The sequence below is a fragment of the Tautonia sociabilis genome (assembly GCF_003977685.1).
GTDB classification, from domain to species: domain Bacteria; phylum Planctomycetota; class Planctomycetia; order Isosphaerales; family Isosphaeraceae; genus Tautonia; species Tautonia sociabilis.
In genome coordinates this window covers 1-19448 of record NZ_RYZH01000067.1, presented here as the reverse complement: position 1 = coordinate 19448, position 19448 = coordinate 1, and the positions used below count along the sequence as shown (strand labels likewise).

General features: G+C 73.1%; 14 protein-coding genes, 1 tRNA gene and 1 pseudogene. 12 read left to right on the top strand and 4 right to left on the bottom strand.

The window, feature by feature from the left end; genetic code table 11:
* Nucleotides 1-198: 198 nt before the first annotated feature.
* Nucleotides 199-1773, bottom strand: a complete 1575-nt coding sequence (locus TsocGM_RS23040) for a 2-isopropylmalate synthase (RefSeq protein ID WP_126727816.1) — start codon at nucleotides 1771-1773, stop codon at nucleotides 199-201.
* A gap of 414 nt (nucleotides 1774-2187) precedes the next feature.
* Here TsocGM_RS23040 and TsocGM_RS23035 point away from each other — a divergent pair, with 414 nt between their 5' ends.
* The 4 genes from TsocGM_RS23035 (at nucleotide 2188) to TsocGM_RS27745 (ending at nucleotide 9315) form a co-directional block, all read left to right on the top strand.
* Nucleotides 2188-2685, top strand: a complete 498-nt coding sequence (locus tag TsocGM_RS23035; protein WP_126727815.1) for a hypothetical protein — start codon at nucleotides 2188-2190, stop codon at nucleotides 2683-2685.
* Between the two features lie 475 nt (nucleotides 2686-3160).
* Nucleotides 3161-3844 (top strand): PEP-CTERM sorting domain-containing protein, encoded by a 684-nt coding sequence (locus TsocGM_RS23030; RefSeq protein ID WP_158633721.1) that lies wholly within the window; start codon nucleotides 3161-3163, stop codon nucleotides 3842-3844.
* A gap of 313 nt (nucleotides 3845-4157) precedes the next feature.
* On the top strand, nucleotides 4158-4823 hold the full coding sequence (locus TsocGM_RS23025; protein WP_126727813.1) for a sigma-70 family RNA polymerase sigma factor: 666 nt from the start codon (nucleotides 4158-4160) through the stop codon (nucleotides 4821-4823).
* A gap of 370 nt (nucleotides 4824-5193) precedes the next feature.
* Entirely contained in the window at nucleotides 5194-9315 is a 4122-nt protein-coding gene (locus TsocGM_RS27745; protein WP_126727812.1) for a WD40 repeat domain-containing serine/threonine protein kinase, read from the top strand.
* 143 nt (nucleotides 9316-9458) lie between these two features.
* Here TsocGM_RS27745 and TsocGM_RS23015 read toward each other — a convergent pair whose 3' ends face one another.
* On the bottom strand, nucleotides 9459-10511 hold the full coding sequence (locus TsocGM_RS23015; protein ID WP_126727824.1) for an iron-containing alcohol dehydrogenase family protein: 1053 nt from the start codon (nucleotides 10509-10511) through the stop codon (nucleotides 9459-9461).
* Nucleotides 10511-11188 (bottom strand): HAD-IB family phosphatase, encoded by a 678-nt coding sequence (locus TsocGM_RS23010; RefSeq protein WP_126727811.1) that lies wholly within the window; start codon nucleotides 11186-11188, stop codon nucleotides 10511-10513. The genes TsocGM_RS23015 and TsocGM_RS23010 overlap by 1 nt, the downstream gene beginning before the upstream one ends.
* A 194-nt stretch (nucleotides 11189-11382) precedes the next feature.
* Between TsocGM_RS23010 and TsocGM_RS23005 the strand changes: the two genes are divergently transcribed.
* Nucleotides 11383-12018, top strand: coding sequence for an MT-A70 family methyltransferase (locus TsocGM_RS23005; protein WP_126727810.1), 636 nt, complete (start codon nucleotides 11383-11385; stop codon nucleotides 12016-12018).
* A 23-nt stretch (nucleotides 12019-12041) separates the two neighbouring features.
* On the opposite strand, the gene TsocGM_RS23000 is transcribed toward TsocGM_RS23005, so the two are convergent.
* Complete coding sequence (locus TsocGM_RS23000; protein WP_126727809.1) at nucleotides 12042-13514, bottom strand: hypothetical protein; 1473 nt, start codon at nucleotides 13512-13514, stop codon at nucleotides 12042-12044.
* A gap of 411 nt (nucleotides 13515-13925) precedes the next feature.
* Here TsocGM_RS23000 and TsocGM_RS22995 point away from each other — a divergent pair, with 411 nt between their 5' ends.
* From TsocGM_RS22995 to TsocGM_RS22965, 7 genes and pseudogenes are all read left to right on the top strand, one after another.
* The gene (locus tag TsocGM_RS22995; RefSeq protein WP_158633720.1) at nucleotides 13926-14822 is read left to right on the top strand and encodes a LamG domain-containing protein; all 897 of its coding nucleotides are present in this window, start codon (nucleotides 13926-13928) and stop codon (nucleotides 14820-14822) included.
* 103 nt (nucleotides 14823-14925) lie between these two features.
* Nucleotides 14926-16428, top strand: a complete 1503-nt coding sequence (ffh, locus tag TsocGM_RS22990) for a signal recognition particle protein (RefSeq protein WP_126727807.1) — start codon at nucleotides 14926-14928, stop codon at nucleotides 16426-16428.
* Nucleotides 16425-16607: a hypothetical protein gene (locus TsocGM_RS22985; protein WP_126727806.1), complete on the top strand. Its 183-nt coding sequence runs from the start codon at nucleotides 16425-16427 to the stop codon at nucleotides 16605-16607. The genes ffh and TsocGM_RS22985 overlap by 4 nt, the downstream gene beginning before the upstream one ends.
* A 298-nt stretch (nucleotides 16608-16905) precedes the next feature.
* Nucleotides 16906-17355 carry a 30S ribosomal protein S16 gene (rpsP, locus tag TsocGM_RS27740; RefSeq protein ID WP_126727805.1) on the top strand — a complete coding sequence of 150 codons (450 nt, stop codon included), beginning with the start codon at nucleotides 16906-16908 and terminating at the stop codon, nucleotides 17353-17355.
* 143 nt (nucleotides 17356-17498) lie between these two features.
* Nucleotides 17499-18164, top strand: a complete 666-nt coding sequence (trmD, locus tag TsocGM_RS22975) for a tRNA (guanosine(37)-N1)-methyltransferase TrmD (protein ID WP_391733050.1) — start codon at nucleotides 17499-17501, stop codon at nucleotides 18162-18164.
* Between the two features lie 44 nt (nucleotides 18165-18208).
* Nucleotides 18209-18556: pseudogene (rplS, locus tag TsocGM_RS22970) on the top strand (50S ribosomal protein L19); the annotation flags it as partial.
* Nucleotides 18557-19149: 593 nt separating this feature from the next.
* Nucleotides 19150-19236: transfer RNA gene (locus tag TsocGM_RS22965), tRNA-Ser, on the top strand.
* The last annotated feature ends 212 nt before the right edge of the window (nucleotides 19237-19448 follow it).

The following is a 19448-nucleotide window of genomic DNA, read 5'->3' as shown; positions in this document are numbered from 1 at the left end:
GATCCATCCGAGCCGGGCCCGACGCGAGCCTCCCGCCCCGGGGGGGCTCGCGTCGGGCCCGGCTCATTCCCGGAAGGCTCGCCGGCGCCGATCCAATGCGTGTTCCCCCGGAGCGAAGGACGGGGATGTTGGCTGCCCCCTTCAGAGCGGCGGCGGCCGATCGCCTCCGAGGCGGCCCCGGGGGGATTGGGAAGGGGGTCAGGCCCCGGCGCCGGGGCGGCCGGCGACCTCTCGGACGCGGCCGCGCTGGCGGCGGGAGGCGATGGCGTTGACGGCGTTGATGTAGGCCAGGGCGCTGGCCTCGATGATGTCGGTTGAGGCGGCCCGGCCGCGGAAGTCGTGGGCGTCGCTCTCGACGGCCAGTTCCAGGGTGACCTCTCCCTGGGCGTCCTTGCCTCGGGTGACGGATCGGATGGCGAAGTCGAGTAGCGAGGCGCGAACGCCGGTGACGCGCTCGACGGCCTTGAAGATGGCGTCGACCGGGCCGTCGCCGATGGCGGCGTCCTGCACAAGCTCGCCGTCGGGGCGGCGGATGCAGACGGTGGCCGTTGGCAGCATGCCGGTGCCGGTCGTGGTCTGGACGCTGACCAGCTCCCAGGCCTTGGGCACGTCGTCGCCAAGCTGCTTCTCGATCAGCACGGCGAGGTCCTCGTCGTAGACCTCCTTCTTCTTGTCGGCCAGGGCCTTGAAGTCGTCGAAGACGGCGTTGAGCTGCTCCTCGGTGAGGTGGAAGCCCAGCGCGATCGCCCGGTCGCGCAGGGCGTGGCGGCCGGAGTGCTTGCCGAGGACCAGGTCGGTCTTGGGGACGCCGACCTCCTCGGGGCGCATGATCTCGTAGGTGGAGCGCTCCTTGAGCATGCCGTCCTGGTGGATGCCCGACTCGTGGGCGAAGGCGTTGCGGCCGACGATCGCCTTGTTCCGCTGCACGGCGAGGCCGGTGATGGTGGTGAGCAGTCGGCTGGTGGGGTAGAGTCGCTCGGTCTTCACCCCGGTGTCGGCGCCGTAGTAGTCTCGGCGGGTTCGCAGGGCCATCACGATCTCTTCGAGCGCGGCATTGCCGGCGCGCTCGCCGATGCCGTTGATCGTGCACTCGACCTGCCGGGCGCCGGCCTCGACGCCGGCCAGGCTGTTGGCGACGGCCAGGCCGAGGTCGTCGTGGCAGTGGACGCTGATGATCGCCTTCTCGATGTTCGGCACCCGCTCCTTGAGCGTGCGGATCACCCGGGAGAACTGGGTGGGGGTGGCGTAGCCGACGGTGTCGGGGATGTTCACCGTGGTGGCGCCGGCGTCGATGGCGGCCTCGACCACGGCGCAGAGGAAGTCGATCTCGGTTCTCGCGGCGTCCTCGGGGCTGAACTCGACGTCGGCGCAGTAGCCGGCGGCGCGTCGGACGCCGGCGACGGCGCGGTCGATGATCTGCTGGGGGGTCATCCGCAGCTTGTGCTCGCGGTGGATGGCCGACGTGGCGAGGAAGACGTGGATGCGGGGCTTCTGGGCGAGCTGGACGGCCTCCCAGGCGCGGTCGATGTCGCGGTCGTTGCAGCGGGCCAGGCCGCAGATGGTCGGGCCGGCGATCTGGGTGGCGATGGCGCGGACCGCCTCGAAGTCGCCGACCGAGGCGATCGGGAAGCCGGCCTCGAGGACGTCGACCCCCAGCTCGGCCAGGGCGCGGGCCATCTCCAGCTTCTCGGCCAGGGTCATGCTGGCGCCAGGAGACTGCTCGCCGTCTCGGAGGGTGGTGTCGAAGATCCGGATCCGATGGTCGTCGGCCATGGGGGGCCTTCCCTCTCGTGTCGTGAAGGGTCCAGGACGGCCGGTGGGGTGGATCGCCTCAACTCAATCAAGCACGCTCACGAACGCGAACGAGCCCCGAGATCCACCGGCCGGGTGGGTCTCGGGGCTCCGTCGCGTGTCGTGTCTTCGCGACTCCCGCCGACGACGCGCCCTACTCCCCCACCCGGCCCGTAAGCAGCAGGCCGAGGGCCAGGCTCAGTCGCAGGCCCAGGAGGATCGCGGGGGTCGCTCGCATGGAGTCCTCGCCTCGAAGGCTCCCGGCGCGGGGCTGCACGCCTCGCGCCGATCGCCGGACGCCACCCCATGCTACGGCCGGTTCCCCACCGCCGTCAACCGGGAAGGCGGCCGGGCCGCTGGAACCGGCCGGAACGCTCGTCGCCGACCCCCCGGCGGGTGATCCGAAACGCCTCCACCCCCTTCGGGATCTCCGACCCCAGCCGGCCGAACGTCGCGGCGACGCTCTGGCGCACCGCCTCCGATCAGAAGAACCGGCGGTCTTACTTCGAAACGACGCGGAGCCCGAGCATCTTCTGGGTCGACCTGGCCGTGATCGCCTTCGCCGAGGGGAGGCCGGCGCGGCGGCGTTCCCTGACCGGCGGGGAGGCCTACGCCGGCGAGGCCTCGGCGCCGTTGCAGGACGCCCGGCCGTTCACCTTGCTGGAGGCGACGCCCGGGACCGAGCCGAGGGCCGGGGGCCTTCGCCGCGCCCTCCTGTCGACCGGCGCCGGGGCCGGGACTCCGGGGCGGATGGTTCGGGGGAGGCCGGGAAAACTGGTCGGGATCCGGGGCCAAGGGGCGACAGCCGGTCCTGGGTTCCGAGCCTTCGCGGCGGGTCCTTCGGTGCGTCCGTGGCGGAACTTCAGCGAAATCGGGCTCGAGAGGGAAACTTGAGGTGGACAGTCCCGAAGGGGGCCGGTATTCTCCGCCCCGGTTTCGGAACTCCACCTTTCGGATCGTTCGAGACGGAACCGACGACCCATCGACTCGGGCCGGCAGGGAGGCCGGTGAGATGGATCGCTCTCGACCCGGATCGCATCCCCATCGATCGACCCGCCACGAGACTGCAACGGGCTCGGCCTGGTCGCCGTCGCTCGATCCCAGAGGCTCTGGTCCGGCCGCCCTCCGAGACGCGGGGGGCGGGGACGTGGGTCGAGGCCGGGGGGGGCTCCCCCGGGCTTCGGGCCGCGGGCCGCTCGCCGAGACCCGATCGCTCCGGCCGCCTGGCGGCGGGGGAGAATCGGGCCGGGCGCCCCGGAGGTCTGGCCACGCTTCCGAGGCCGGGGCGGCCCCCGCGTCCGCAACGCGGTGGCGGCCCGGTCCCGGCGTCCTGGAAGGACGCCGAACTTCGATGATTCAGGAGGGAAGGATGCACACGATTCACGGCTGGGCCGGGCTGCGGTTGGCGGGTATGGCCCTGGCCTTCGGCCTGGTGGCCTCGGCCCCGTTCGCCTCGGCCGCCGACATTGACTCGACCGTCTCCGATCCGGTCCCGGCAAGCCCGCTGATCCGCTTCAGCACCTCGGGGACCTTCAACGACACGTCGACGATCTCCAACGGCAACCTGCTGAACTTCAACGGGATCATTCAGCAGACGGTCCGCACGCCCTCGAACGTCAGCCTGGGCGAGTTCCAGGTCCTGCCGGATCTGGGCGCCAACGTCTCGACGGTCTACGACAACACCCCGTTCCAGCTGGCCCTGACCGTCGGCGAGGTCAACGGCGAGACCCCGGTGCCCAACCAGACGCCCATCTTCATCAACGGCGTGCTTAACGGGACGATCACCGGCGAGACCCAGTCGAACGTCACCGCGACGTTCAACCTCGACCCGGAGAACCTGCCGACCTTCCAGATCGGCAACTTCATCGCCACCATCACCAAGCTCGACCCGGTCGACATCGCTCCGTTCACCACCAACGGCGGCCGGACGAGCATCCAGGGCCGGATCGAGGCGGTGCAGATTCCTGAGCCGGCCTCGATCGCCGTCTTCCTGGTCGCCCTGGCCGGCGGCCTGGGCATGCGGCGCCGGGCCCTCGCCCGCAAGGGCGCCTGAGCCGGATCTCCCGGCCCGGCCGGGTCGGGCCGAATCCGCACCCCCGCCCCGCCCCGCATCGGAACACCCCCCGACGCCCCGCGCCGAGCCCCGGCGCGGGGCGTTTCGCGTTGCGCCGCGATCCCTCCGGCCCCCACCAGGGTTTCATGGCCAGGCCAGGCCGGGCCGGGCCGGGCCGGGCCGGGCCGCCGGCCCCCCCACTTGCCGAGCGGCGGGTCGGGGCCGATCATGGAGTGGAGGGGCCGGCGCGCCCCGAGACGCCGACGGCCGCCCGGGCCCGCCCCGGGGCGGCCGATCGCGGAGGTCATCGCCGATGGGAGCCGGACCGACCGAATTGATGGCCCAGGCCCGAGCCGGCCGGGACGAGGCGCTGGGGGAGCTCTGCAACCTCTACCGCAACTACCTGCGCATGGTCGTCCGCTCCGGCATGGGCCCCCGGCTCCGGGAGCGCGTCGAGCTGTCCGACGTGGTGCAGGAGACCCTCGTCGAGGTCGTCCGCCAGTTCCCCTCCTTCACCGGCCAGAACGAGGCGGCGCTGGTCGGCTGGCTGCGCCGGCTCGTCGGCCAGAAGCTCGCGGATCTCGGCCGCTACCACAGCCGGGCCAAGCGTGGCGGCGAGGGACACGCCCTGCCGCTGGACGCCCCCTGGGAGGCCGAGGGGGGCGGCCTGCCCGCCGAGAGGGAGGGGGGCGGCCGGCTGCTCGATGTGCTCGCCCTGAGCCAGACCAGCCCCAGCGAGCAGGCCAGCCGACGCGAGCTGATCGTTCTGCTGGCCGACGCCCTGACCGATCTGCCCGAGGCCGAGGCCGAGGTCCTCTGGCGCTACCACGCCGAGAACCAGTCGTTCGAGGCCATCGGCGCCCAGATGGGCGTCGGCCGCAAGGTGGTCCGCGGCCTCTGGGCCAAGGGGCTCAAGCGGCTGAAGCAGACCCTGGAAGGGCCCCCGGGCGGCTCGCTCCGCTTCGAGGAGGGGGCCTGACCCGCCCCCCCGGCCGATTCTCGGGCCGGTCTGGCGGCGGAGGACGCTCAAAGAAAGATGGGAGCGGCCGAGGCCTGGGGCTCGGGGGACGAAGGGTGGGAGGCGTCGGCGCGGGGCCGAACGGCACCGGGTCGGGAGCCGGCGCGTGGGCCTCGCCCCCTTCCCCTCCCGGGGGGACCGAGCCTCCCCCGGGCCGGCCTCCCGCCCCAGCTCCCTGGGCCTTCTGCCCGCCGCTCCCCGGATCCCCGATCCCTGACCATTGCCCTCTCGCCCCTTCCCGCTCATCATCATCGGGAACGGCCCTTCTCGGCCTCCCGTCCTTGCGAGTGTCGTCTCCCGATCACATCGACGACCGCCCCGAGGCCTGACCATGACGCTGCCGCAGCACGCGGGACCCGACGCCGGCAATCGCGACGAGCGGCTGGGAGAGGCCGTCGAGACCTACCTGGAGCTGGCCGAGTCCGGCCGGGCGCCCGACCCGGAGGCCTTCCTTTCCGAGTACCCGGACCTGGCCGACGAGCTGCGCGAGGCGCTCGACGGCCTGATGCTCGTCCAGGGCCTGGTCGGCTCCGGCGTCGGCCCGGGGGGAGTGGGGGCTCGTCGTCTGGAGCCCGGCTACCGGGTGGCCGGCTACCGGATCGTCCGGGAGCTGGGCCGGGGAGGGATGGGGGTGGTCTACGAGGCGGTGCACGTCGACCTCGATCGGCCGGTCGCGCTGAAGATCTTCGGCGGGCACGCGGCGCCGGGCTCCTCGGGCCGCCGGCGATTCCTCAACGAGGCGAAGACGGCCGCCGGGCTGCACCACACGCACATCGTGCCGGTCTTCGACGTCGGCCAGGTGGGCGGGCTCTGCTACTACGCGATGCAGCGGATCGAGGGGGCCGGCATCGACCGGGTTCTTCGCGCCCTGCGTCGGGACCGCCTGACCGCCTCCGGCTCCTCCAGCGGCCGGGGGCCGTCGACCGCCCGGGGCTCGGGCCTGGCGTTCGCCGACCGCTCGGCCGACGCCTCCGGCCTGCTCTCGGTGCCGGGCCGGACCGAGGGGGGGGGCTCGGTGGGCTGGTCGCGGTCGGCCTCGGGGACGGGGCCTCTGGGGGCCGGCGCCGCTCGAGACGACCGGCCGCCGCCGTTCGTGCCGCCGGTCGGCTCGGAGTACTACCGCTGGGTCGCCCGGGTCGGTCAGCAGGCGGCCGAGGCGCTGGCCTACGCCCACCGCCGCGGGGTCATCCACCGCGACGTGAAGCCCTCCAACCTGCTGGTCGACGCCCGGGGGACGGTCTGGGTGGCCGACTTCGGCCTGGCCCGACGGCTGGAGGACCCCGGCCAGACCCGAGGGGACGGGCTGGTCGGCACGCCGCGCTACATGAGCCCCGAGCAGGCCGAGGGCCGGCCGGTCGGGCCCGAGACCGACGTGTATAGCCTGGGGGCGACGCTCTACGAGATGCTCACGCTCCGGCCGCCGTTCGACGGCCAGTCGGCCGCCGAGCTGGTCCGGCAGATCGCCGACCGAGAGCCCCCGCCTCCCCGGCGGTTCGCCCGTCGGCTGCCGAGGGACCTGGAGACGATCGTCCTCAAGGCGATGGCCAAGCGCCCGGCAGACCGCTACGCCTCGGCCGCCGCTCTGGCCGAGGACCTGGGCCGCTTCCTCGCCTTCGAGCCGGTCGAGGCGAGGCGGATCAGCCCAGTCGGCCGCTGCTGGAGGCTCGCCCGCCGCCACCCGGCCGCGACGATCATCTCGACGCTGGCCGCCGTGGCGATCCTCGCGACGGCCACCGTCGCCTACGTCCGCGTGGCCAACGAGCGCGACCGCGCCCTCGGGGCCGAGCGCCAGCTGGCCGCGATGGTCCAGAAGGAGCGAGCGGCGGTCCAGAAGGAGCGGGCGGCCCGGGCCGGGGAGCTGCTCAGCCAGCTTCCAGTGCTCCGCGCCTCGACCATGACCCGCCGCCGAGAGGCCGGCCGGGCCAAGCTGCAAGAGGCGGCCAAGCTCGCCCCCGACGAGGCGATGCGGCTGCAATTGCGCGACGAGGCCGTCGGGCTGCTCGCCGCCCGGGACGTGGAGGACCGCCCCAGCCTGCCGATCGGCTGGGCCCGGGACCTGGTGCCGATCCAGCCCGACGGGGACGGCCCGGCCGGCCCGGTGGCCGCCCTGAGCCTCGACGGCCAGACGCTCACCCTCTGGGACATCGAGGGCCGCCGGCCGCCGATCGCCCACCAGCTGAGCCCCCCCGCGCCCCCCGGCTTCCCCGGGGAGCAGGGCGACGACCAAGGACGCCGGCCCCGCTGGGCTCCCCCCTGGCCGGCCGCCGCCCTGGCCGGCCGATCGGTCGCCGTGGCCGATCCCGACGGCACCGGCGTGCTGCTGGTCGAGCCGAGGACCGGCTCAACCAGCCGGCTGGAGCTCAATGGCGCCCGGATCGTCGGCCTGCTGGCGCCGCCGGGGGGCCGCCGGCTGGTTACCGTCGAGGTCGAGGAAGCCCGCCGGGGCGGCTCCTCCGGCCCCGAGGAGCAGGCTCCCCGAGGGGCTCGCGACGGCCAGGTCCGCTTCCGGGTCCGGCTTTGGGACCTGGAGGGCAGTCCCGGGCAGGTGCTGGCGACCCTCGACGAGCTGGAGGTTGATCCCTCCTCCCCCTGGGAAGGCCGGCCGATGGTGGCCGTCGGCCCCGAGGGGAGGACGGTGGTCCTCGGCCGCTCCTCCCCCGAGTCCCGCGTGGTGATCTACGACGCCGAGGACGGCGGCCGGCTGCTCGGCTTCAACACCGGGCTGGGGATGACCGCCCTGGCCGCCGGCCCCGACGGCCTGGTCGTCACCGCCGGCGACGGCCGGGTGCAGCTCTGGGAGGTCGACCCCTGGTCCGGCGCCCCCCCGGTCCAGCTTCCCGGCCTGAGCGAGCCCCGGGGGGGCTACGTCCAGCAACTCCGCGTCAGCCCCAGCGGCCGCCTGCTGGCCGCCGTCGGGTTCTCCAGCGGCGTCGAGCTCTGGGATCCGGCGGCCAACGCCCTGGTGGCGGTCGTGTCCACGCCGACCGCGGTGCAGGACGTGGCCTTCGCCGACGAGCGCACGCTGCTGATCGCCTCGGGGCCGACGACCGAGGTGTGGTCGATCGCCGAGCCGATCGGCCGGGTCGCCTTCGAGTTCGCCGCCGACGCCAAGACCCGCCTGCCGGCCTTCGGGCCGGGAGGCGAGCTGGTCATGCCCCTGCTCGACGAGGAACCTCGCCTCTGGCCCCCCGAGCAGTGCCCGACCCGGGCCCGGGACTGGAACCGGCCCGAGGTGCACGCCGCCGCCGTCGTCCCCGGGCCCGGCGGCCTGCTGCTGGCCTTCGGACCCGACGGCCTGGCCCGCTTCGACGCCGCTCCCGACGCCTCCCCCCTCGACGTCCTGCCCTGGCCCGCTCCGGCCGAGGGGCCCTCCGGGCTCTCGGGCTCCGTCCTCCTGCTGGCCCAGTCCCCCGACCACCGCGCCGCCCTACTCCAGCGAGCGCCCGCCGACCCCCGGCGCCGATCCCGTCGCGACGCGGAGCAGCTCTGGCTCTGGCGCGCCGACGACCGCGGAGGGCCCGGTGTCTTCTCCCGGCTCCGGCCCCCTCGCGGCTTCGACCTCCGCCTGTTGCCCCCACTGCCCGACCCGTCCAGCCTGCCGGCCGAGGGGATCGACCTGATCGTCCTGGCTGAGGTGGGGGGCGCCCTCCGCGCCCGGGCCTTCGACGGCGAGGGCCGGATGATCCGGGACGTCTCGGAGGCTGACCTGCTCGGCGACGACGGCCGGGCCGCCGAGATCGCCGAGCTGAAGGCCCTGCTGGCCGCCCTGGCCGAGAAGGGGGCCGCCTCCCCCCGGCCCGGCGACTGGGAGCGGGCCGCCTCCTCGGTCGGTGACCTCCTCGGGCTCGGGCCGATCGCCTTCGGCCGCTCCCCTCGGCCCGACTCCCCGCCTCCCCCGTTCGTGCCGGCGGCCGTCCTGGACCGGGGCGGCCACCGCCTCTACTTCCTCGACCGCGGGGAGCTGCACGCCTGGACGCTCGACGGCGACCGCCCCGAGCCCATTGCGATCCCGTCCTTCGATCGGCTCCGCTCGCTGGCGATCCGCCCCGACGGCCGCCTGCTGGCCCTCGGTGCCGAGGGGGGCGTGGTGCTGCTGGTCTCGACCGCCGACGGCCGCGTCGTCTCCCGGATCGAGCCCGATGGGCCCGCCGCCGGCCCCGGCCCCGCCCGACGCGCCTCGGCCCTCGCCTTCTCCCCCGACGGCTCGCTGCTGGCCATCGGCGACAACGCCGGCTCGCTCGACCTCTGGCTCCTCTCCCCCTCCGACTCCTCTCCCCCTCGCCGCCTCTTCCGCCTCCCCGGCCGCCGGAACTCCGTCGTCGGGCTCGTCTTCTCTCCCGACGGCCGCCGTCTCGCCAGCGTCGACGGCTGGGGCTCCGAGAACCGAGTCGTCGAGGCCTGGGACCTTGCCGCCCTCCGCGACGAACTGGCCGCCCTCGGGCTGGGGTGGTGAGGGGAGGCGGTTGAGCCGTCGGCGACTCGTCGGGGGACCCCGGGGCGCCCGGATCCCCCGGCCCGAGATCGCCCCCGAGAGCCTCCGTCTCCCGGCCGGCTTTCTCCTCCCAGGACCTGCGGGATCGGCCTCGTCGCCGGGCCTCACTCCTCGAAGCAACCTCGGAGTGCCGGATCCCCGTCAATCATCCCCGCCACCTCGCCGACGCAATCCCGGGTCGAGAGCACGGTGTACCGTCCCGGGTTGATCGAGGGGGCCAGGCGGACGGCCTCCAGCCACTCGGCCCGGGAGAAGGGGTCGGCGCGGATGCCGTCCCAGAAGCCGGTGCGGTCGAAGGCCTCGGCGATGCGATCGGTCCCCTGGCCCTGGAGTCGGCTGACCAGGTAGGTTGCCACCCCCACCTGCAAGCCGTGCAGCCGGGGGCGGGACGAGATCGCGTCGAGGGCGTGGGAGATCAGGTGCTCCGAACCGCTCGCCGGCCGGGAGGAGCCGCAGACCGCCATCGCGATGCCGTTGAGCATCAAGGCGGTGCCCAGCAGGCGCATCCCCTCGTCGTCTCGCGTCGGCCGGGCGAGGAACTGGGAGACGGTCGCGTCCGAGAGCAAGGCGGCGAAGTCGTCCACCGGCTCTCCCGAGGCGTGGTAGGAGAGCTTCCAGTCGCGCACGGCCGTCACCTTGGCCGCCAGGTCGCCCACGCCCGACCACCAGAGGACCACCGGCGCCCCGAGGCAGACCGCCGTGTCCACCACCACCGCGAACGGCAGCCGGGCCGTCAGCGACCGCCGGGCGCCGCCGAGCGTCAGGCTCGACTGCGGCGAGCAGAAGCCGTCGTTCGACAGCGAGGAGGGGACCGCGTACATCGGCCTCCCGGCCAGGAAGGCGACGTACTTGGCCACGTCGAGCGCCTTGCCGCCGCCGAGGCCGACCACCGCGTCGCAGGCCGTCGGCAGGCGGGCGAAGAGGGCCGAGGCCGCCTCGAAGCTCGCCGCTCCGGCGTCGATCCGGTCGATCCGCTCGGCTCCCTCGGCGCGCAGGGAATGCTCGGCCCGTTCGACGATCGCCGCCGGCAGCCCTTCGCTGACAATCATCGCCACCCGGCGGTGCCGGTGCCGGGCGGCGTAGATCCCCAGCCGGTCCAGCGCCCCGGGCTTGATCCGGACGAACGTGGGGATGTCGACCGCGGTCCCCCGGGCGATCACGACGCGGCCGCCGCCAGGGCCGACGGGGCCAGGGTCCGGGCCACCTCGATCCACCGATCGAAGGGCTGGAACCCCTCGCCTTGCTTCCGGAGCGCGTCGGCCAGCTCCGACCGGGCGAAGCGCCGGTCGGCCGGGACCAGCAGGGCGGCCTCGGCGTCGGTCAGACTATCCCCCGCGAAGGCGACCTCGCGCCCTTCCTCCAGGAAGGACTTCACGACCTTCGCCTTGCTGATCCCCGTCTCCTTCGACGGGAAGGGCGTCTCCGACGGCCAGTGCATCTCCAGCCGCCCTCCCTCGACCCCCCCCGGATTGGCGTACACGTCCAAGGCCACCCCGGCGCGGTCGAGCAGCCGGTCGATGTACCACCGGCAGCCGTTCGAGACGACCACCACCTTCCAGCCCTCCCGGTTCAGCGCCGAGACGGCCGGCGCCAGCTCCGGCTCCAGGCCCATGCGGTCGACCAGGCGGATGAGGGCCGCCTCGTCGGGCCGGGCGGCCTCGAAGATGGCGCGCAGGGCCTCGAAGTGGGTGAGCGTCCCCGCTCGGTACGAGGCCCAGTAGTCGGGAGTGCCGGGGGGCACGAGCGCCTCCCGGACGAGCGAGTAGAAGTCGAGCTCGGTCATCGTGCCGTCGAAGTCGGTCACGAGGACCGACCGGTACTTGCTCTCGATCATGGCTCTTCCTCCTCGGCCGTCCCGTCCCGCCCCGATCCGATCCGATCCGATCCGGGTCGCGCGATCGTCGGCCGGGGCGATGCCTCCAGGATCCCCACCTCCGCCCGATCCGGCAACCGCCTACCCCCGACCGGCCCCGGCCGGTGTTAGGCTTGTCCCGGAGCCGACCGCATGCCCCCGGAGCGTCCCCCAGGATGACGACCCCGACCGCCGACCTGCTCGCCTTCGCCGGCGACCGCCGCTTCCGGACGATCCTCGCCGACCCCCCCTGGCGGTTCCAGAACCGCACCGGCAAGGTCGCCCCCGAGCACCGCCGGCTCAGCCGGTACGGCACGATGAGCCTGGACGAGATCGCCGAGCTGCCCGTCTCCCGAATCGCCGAGGAGCCGGCGCACCTTTATCTCTGGGTGCCCAACGCCCTGCTGCCCGACGGCCTGGCCGTGCTGGCCTCCTGGGGCTTCCGCTACAAGGCGAACCTTGTCTGGCACAAGGTCCGCAAGGACGGCGGCAGCGACGGCCGGGGCGTCGGCTTCTACTTCCGCAACGTCACCGAGCTGCTGCTCTTCGGCGTCCGGGGCCGCAACGCCCGCACCCTGGCCGCCGGTCGCAGGCAGGTCAACCTGCTGGCCTCCCGCAAGCAGGAGCACAGCCGCAAGCCCGACGAGCAGTACCCGATCATCGAGTCCTGCTCCCCCGGCCCCTACCTCGAGCTCTTCGCCCGAGGCACCCGCCCCGGCTGGGCCTCCTGGGGCCTCCAGGCCGACGACGCCTACGCCCCCTCCTGGCCGACTTACGCCGATCACTCCGCCGCCCGCCGCCAGGCCCGGTAGACCGGCGCGGCGGCCGGGCCTCCTCACGGCGCCATCGGCTCCTCCGCGACGACCAGGCCCAGCGCGTTGATCTCCCGGCCATTGCTCAGGCCAATCAGGCCGATGACGAGCTTGCCGTCTCCCGAGACGGCCCCGGGGCCGCCTCCCCCGGGGTCTCCCAGCCAGTCGGAGCGGTACCAGTCGGCCGGGTCGAGGCCGTCGCCGTCGATCCTCATGAACACGAACCGGAAGGCGTCGAGCAGCAGGCCGGCCTTCGTCTCGATCGCGCCGACGGCGTAGCCCGGCCTCGCGACCGCGGCACCGGCGCCGATGATGTCCCGAGAGCCGAACGATCGCCGGCTCTCGACGAGCCGGTCGCCGATCCGGTAGATCGGCCGGATCGCCCCCACCTTGCCGCCGCCGAAGGCGTCGACGTAGCCGACCCGGGCCCCCACCAGCAGGCCGCCGGGCGGGCCGACCTCCCGGAAGCTCAGCCGGTCCCCCTGCGAGGTCGCCAGCTCCTCCGGCAGGGGGAGGGGCTGATGGCGGTTCGGGTCGAACCCCGCCCGGGAGACGGCCGCCGGCAGGGGAGGCTTGGGTCCGGGAGCCGGGGCCGGGGCCGGATCGGGTGCAGGTTCGGGATCGGGCTCGTCCGGCTCCGGGTCGTCCGGCTTCGGTCCCTCCGCCAGGGCCGCCTCTGGCCCCGGGGCGGGCCCCCTCGGCCCGGCCGCGATCGGCCCGCCGGGGGGCGGGCGGAGCCGGTCGGCGAGCTGGGAGATCTCCTCCCGGGTCATGCCGTCCATCAGCCGGAAGGCCGCCAGCGGGTCGAGCAGCATCGCGTCGGCCCCGACGCGAAGCCCCTCGGCCATCGCGATCGCCGCGATGTCATCGGCGAGGTCCTGCTCCTGCTCCGGCGTCAGGCCCAGCCGCATCTCGGCGAGGCTCGCCTGCGCGGCCGCGAGGGTCGAGGCGTCCATCGTGGGCTCCTCGTCCCCCAGCGGCCCCCCGAACGGCCGGAAGCCCGGCGGGATCGGGTCGGCCTCCGGGGCCGCAGCCACCGCCTCCGGCGCAATCTCCCCCGAGGGAGCCCCCGCGACGGACCGGCCGACGTCCAGCGCCCCGGTCGTCGTCGCCAGCCACAGCGCGACCCCGCCGAGGACCACGGCCGTCAGGATCGCCCCGGCCGCCAGCCCGACGAGCAGCCCCCGGTGATGCTCCAGCCGATGCCCCCATCCCCCTCCCGACCTCGGACGCCAGGTGTTGGGCCCGTCGGGAGGAGGAGGGACCGGCACGGTTCGCCGTGCTCGGGACGGCGCCGGCCCGGGCTCGTCGAGCTCCATGACCCACTCGGCCTGCTCTCCCGATCCCGAGCCTGATTCCCGGTCCGTCCCGCCGCCGGGAAGGCCCGGCACCCGCAGCATCGCCCCGCACGAGCGACACCGGACCTTCCGACCCGCCAGGCTCGGCCGGTTGGCGTACTTCTGCCCGCAGGCACCGCAGCGGAACATCGCGCCCATCGCCTGCGCCTCCAGGGGCCCGGCCCGGGCCGATGCCGATCGACGCCGCAATTGTCCACAAGAACTTTATCCGCTCGCCCTTGGGCCGATCAAGCCGCCCGGCTCCGGGGTCGATCGGTTCGCCCATCGGGGGGCCCGGGCGGCCTGCCCTCCCGGGCTCCGGTGGACTCGCCTCCCGGGGCCCCCCCGCCCTCAAGACGAAACAAACCGGCGCCGATGGCCGACCGGCGCCGAGGGCCGATTGACGACCCGATCGACCCCGGAGCCAGGAGGGCGGCCCTTGAGGAGCGGGCTCCTCGTCCGAGCGGTCGGGCCATCGGCTTGGATTCCGGAGGGCGGTCGGATAGAGATGGGTATCGCCCCGAGGCTGCCTCGGGGCCCACCGAGCCGATCGATCGAAGGACCTCGCCGATGCCCCGCCCTCGCCGCCTCGCCGCCGTCGCGATCCTGCTCCCCCTCTGCTGCGTCGCGACCCGGCCCGCCCCGGGCCAGGAGGGGATGCCCGGGTCGATGGCCCGGTCGCTGACCTTCGCGGCCACCTTCGACCGCGGCCTGGTCGCCGACCTCGCCGGCGGCGACCCGGCGCTCTATTCCTCCCCGTCGTCGAAGCGGGAAGACCCGGTCGCCGGCATCGCCGGCCCCGGCGTCGAGCTGCTGGCCGAGGGCGGCCGGTCCGGCGGCGCCTTGCGGTTCTCCCGGGAGAACTCCCGGGCCCACTACTTCCGGGTGCCGGGCAATCTGCCCTTCGAGGCCCCCGGCGGCGACGGCTGGTCGGGCTCGATCTCCTACTTCCTGAGCCTCGACCCCGAAACCGACCTGCCCCCGATGTCCTTCGCCGACCCGATCCAGGTAACCGACTCGGCCTGGAACGACGCGGCCATCTGGAACGACTTCACGAGGGAGAACCCCCGGATCTTCCGCCTCGGCATGCTGCCCGACCTGGAGGTCTGGAACCCGGAGATGAAGGACTTCGAGACGATGCCCGCCGCCGAGAAGCCGGTGGTCGCCGTCGAGGAGCCTCCCTTCGCCTCGGGCAAGTGGACCCACGTCGTCATCACCTTCGACCGCGTCAACTCCGGCCGACCCGACGGCGAGGCCCGCCTCTTCCTCGACGGCCAACCGGCCGGCACCGTCTCCAACCGCGACCTGCGCTACTCCTGGGATCCCGAGAACGCGGTCATCTTCCTCGGCCTCGGCTACGCCGGCCTGATGGACGACCTGATGATCTTCGACCGCGCCCTCTCCAGGGAGGAGGTCGGCCGGCTGACGGACCTGGCCCGGGACGGGAAGCCGCTCCTCGCTCGCTGATCGCCGGCCCCGGATCGGCCGCCCGCCGGCATTGCCCGGTGGCGGTCGCGTCGCTACAATCGGTGATTCGCGATCCCGAACGCGACGATCACGGTGCGCCCCCATGTTCGACGATATCCAGCATCGCCTGTCGGACGCCCTCGGCCGGTTCAAGGTCCGGGGGAAGCTGACCGAGGCCAACATGCAGGAGGGCCTGCGCGCCGTCCGCACGGCGTTGCTGGAGGCCGATGTCAACTACGAGGTCGTCCAGCGCTTCATGAAGCGCGTGACCGAAAAGGCGGCCGGGCAGGCGCTGATCAAGAGCGTTCGCCCCGACCAGCAGATCGTCAAGATCGTCCACGACGAGCTGATCGAGCTGATGGGCGAAGGGGATCCGCACATCCGCTTCGAGAAGGCCGGGCCGACGGTCATCATGCTCTGCGGCCTCCAGGGCTCGGGCAAGACGACCACCTGCGGCAAGCTCGCCCGCCGGATGCTCGGCTTGGGCCGCAAGCCCCTGATGGTCGCCGCCGACCTCCAGCGCCCCGCCGCCATCGAGCAGCTCAAGGTCCTCGGCCAGCAGCTCGACATCCCCGTCCACGCCGAGGACCCCGAGGGGACCGACCCCGTCGAGGTCTGCCGCCGAGGCGTCTCCCAGGCCGAGAAGCTCGGTCGGGACACCGTGATCCTCGACACCGCCGGCCGCCTGCACGTCGACGACGAGCTGATGGACCAGCTCAAGAAGATCGAGAAGAAGGTCCGCCCCCACCAGGTCTACTTCGTCTGCGACGCCCTCACCGGCCAGGACGCCGTCGCCTCGGCCGGCGCCTTCAACGCGGCGCTGGAACTCGACGGCGTCATCATGACCAAGCTCGACGGCGACGCCCGAGGCGGCGCCGCCCTGTCGGTGCGGCAGGTCACCGGCGTGCCGATCAAGTTCGTCGGCATGGGCGAGAAGCTCGAACGGCTCGACCCGTTCGACCCCCAGCGGATCGTCGGCCAGATGCTCGGCATGGGCGACATTGTCGGCCTGGTCGAGGCCGCCAAGGACGCCGTCGACGAGGAGGAGGCCCGGCGCCAGCAAGAGCGCATGGCCAAGGGGAAGTTCGACCTCGACGACTTCCGCAAGCAGATCGTCACCATGAAGAAGATGGGGTCCGTCAAGGACCTCATGGGCAAGATCCCCGGCATGAACCAGATGGGCTCCATGCTGGAAGGGGTCGACGCCGACGCCGAGGTCAAGCGCATCCAGGGGATCATCGACAGCATGACCCCCGAGGAGCGCCGGGACCCGCACAAAATCGACATCAGCCGACGCCGTCGCATCGCCGCCGGCGCCGGCGTCGAGCCGCAGGACGTCTCCGGCCTGGTCAAGCAGTTCGACGCGATGGCGGCGATGGTCAAGTCGATGTCCCAGATGAGCATGATGGACCGCGTGAGGATGCTCTCCGGGCTCGGCAAGGCCGGCGCCTTCAACCCCGGCGCCCTGCTGAAGACCCCCAAGCAGGGGACCGGCAAGCGCCTCACCCCCAAGGAGCGCGAGCGGCAGAAGAGGCTCCGCGAGAAGGAGGCTCGCCGCATCCAGAAGGAGATGCGAGAGAAGCGCAAGGGGGGGCCCAACCCGTGATCGACGCCGAAGGGCCCGGCCCCAGGTTCGACCTCGACCCCGACCCGACCGCCGAGGACCGCCATCGGGATCTCGTCCGACCGCTCCTCGGCCCCGCCTCCTCCGACCGGACCCTCGCCCCCTGGGCCGACCTGGGGCGCCGCGACCAGCAGCTCTGGGACTTCAACCCAAGGGATTGAGCCTCCCGATCAATCACGAACCAACCACCGAACCACGGCCCGGTCCCCTCGGCCGGCGAGACTCGAGGGGCCGGGCCGCCTTCCGACCGAAGGGAACGACGTCTCGCCGATCGCCGAATGAGAGGACATGAGCCGGGTTCGATCCACCCGGGTTGAATCCCGCCGCGGGGCCGCCGATGGCTCGGGAACCGGCCCCGTCCCCCGAACTGCGATCCGCAGGGCAGGGGGGTGCCCGCCCGTTTTGGTTTTCGTGAACATGCGTCCGAGCCGCTTCACCCCGATGGGAGTGATCGATCGAATGGTCCGCATCCGCATGAAGTCGTTCGGCCGGCGGCACCGCCCGTTCTACCGAATCTGCGTGATGGACGCCCGCACCCCTCGCGACGGGCGCGCCATCGAGGAGCTCGGCTGGTACGACCCGCTCGTCCGCAACGAGGCGGCCCGGGAGTGGTTCAACACCCCTCGGGTCCGCTACTGGCTATCCGTCGGCGCCCAGCCGACCGAGAAGGTCGCCGCCATGCTCAAGCGACACGGCATCACCAAGCCCGCCCCCGGCGAGCCGTGGGACAACGTCCCCGCCGAGGAGCGCCCCACCACCGGCGCCAAGACCACCCATCTGACCGGCGGCCCCGCCCCCAAGCCCCCGGCCGCCCCCCCGGCCCCCGAGGCTCCCGAAACCCCCGAGGCCGCCCCCTCGGCCGAGGAGCCGAAGGCCGAGGAGCCGAAGGCCGAGGAGGCGTCGTCCTGACCGGAGGCCGGCCGAGACGGGTCGATCCCGGATGGCAGCGGGCCGACGCCGGAACCCGGTGAATTGGTCGATCGCCAACAGTCATCCGTCTCCCGTCCGCCGCCGACCAGGTTCCTCCGACGATGCCTCCGCCTCCACCGCCGCTGCGATTCGATGTCCTGACGCTCTTCCCCGGCCTGTTCGAGGGGTTCCTGTCCGAGAGCATCCTGAAGCGGGCGATCCGCCGCGGGTTGATCGGCGTGAACCTTTGGGACATCCGCCGCTGGGCGCTGGACAAGCACCGCAGCGTCGACGACACCCCCTTCGGCGGCGGTCCCGGCATGCTGATGATGGCCCCCCCGGTCGTCTCCGCTGTCGAGGCCGTGCAGGCGAGCTTCGGCGACCGGCCCGGGAGGCTGATCGCGATGACCCCGGCCGGCCGTCGGCTGGACCAGGCCTTCGTCGAGGAGCTGGCGCGGGAGCCTCGGATCGTCCTGCTCTGCGGCCGGTACGAGGGGTTCGACCAGCGGATCTTCGACATCCTCCGACCCGAGCCCCTCTCGATCGGCGATTACGTCCTCTCCGGCGGCGAGGTCCCGGCCATGGCGGTCATCGACGCGGTCATGCGGCTGGTTCCCGGCGTCCTCGGCGACGACCAGAGCGCCATCGACGAGTCCTTCGGCCCCGACGGCGGCCTCGAATACCCCCAGTACACCCGGCCCCGGTCCTACCGCGGCCTGGACGTGCCCGAGGTGCTCCTGAGCGGCGACCACGCCGCCATCGCCCGCTGGCGCCGCCAGCACCGGCGCACCGCCGGGCCGTCGCGCTGATTCATCAGTCGACTTCGGATTCTCTTGCAGCGAGGGACGGTCCCATGCAGAACGCTCTGATGGAGCTGGTCGAGAAGACCAGCATGCGGGAATCGGTCCCGCACTTCGAGATCGGCGACACGGTCGACGTGCACGTGCGGATCCTCGAAGGCGACAAGGAACGCATCCAGATTTTCAACGGCGTCGTCATCGCCCGCTCCGGCGCCGGCGTGCGCGAGGTCTTCACCGTCCGCCGGATCGTCGCCGGCGAGGGCGTGGAACGCACCTTCCCGGTCCACTCCCCCCGGATCGCCGACATCGCGGTGAAGCGCTCCGGCAAGGTCCGCCGCGCCAAGCTGTACTACCTGCGCGACCGCGTGGGCAAGGCTGTCCGCCTGAAGGAGCGCGTCCGAGGCAAGGCCACCGAGGCCGAGGCCGCCGCCGTCCGCACCCAGAAGCGCGAGGCCCGCAAGGCCAAGAAGGCCGCCAAGATCGAGGCCCGCGCCCAGCGCGCCGCCGAGGGACCCAAGCCCAGGGCCAAGAAGGGTGCCTCCGAGAACGGCGAGTCCTCCCCCGAGGGCGGCGAGTCCTGACCCGTCCCCTCCTCCCTCCCCGCCCCCCTCTTCCCGACCTCCCTCGGGGAGCGGGGGGCTCGGAATCAGGGAGGCCGGACGACGGCCCCCGCCGGTGGGCCCCCCCGAGCCTCCTCTCGCCGCGAAACGCCACCGCGCCCGAAGCCTCAACCTCACCGGCGGTGCCTCCCTCCCTCCTCCCCTTGCCCCCTTGCCTCGCCGGGACGATTCCACCTACCGCCCCGGGGCCCCATCCGGTAAGATCTCTCACGATCCGCCCCGTCTCCCGGCGCGGTCGTCGGCCCGTGCCGACCGCCTCGCTCCGGCTCGATCCGATCCCGAGGGCTCTCCCCGATCCCTCCGAATCCAGCCGGCGCCGGCGAATCCGGGCCGTTCCCCGCAGGTCACTCGCCGGCCGACGGCCGCGACCAATCGGAGGGGTGCCAGAGTGGTCGATTGGGGCGGTCTTGAAAACCGCTGAGGCCGCAAGGCCTCCGGGGGTTCGAATCCCTCCCCCTCCGCTTGTCAACCGGCGAAAAAAGAGGGACAAGGATCGCCAATCTCCTTGTCCCTCTTTGCTTTATAGCACTCCCCTTCGTCTCCATCCGGGCTCTGTCGCAAAGAGAGCCGAAATGGGGGTGGGCCCGGTTGACAGTTTCGATGGAAGGGGAGGCACCTTCGTGGTGGACTGGGTCACAGCGACAATCGCCAGCACCCCGAAGGGCCCCCCCGA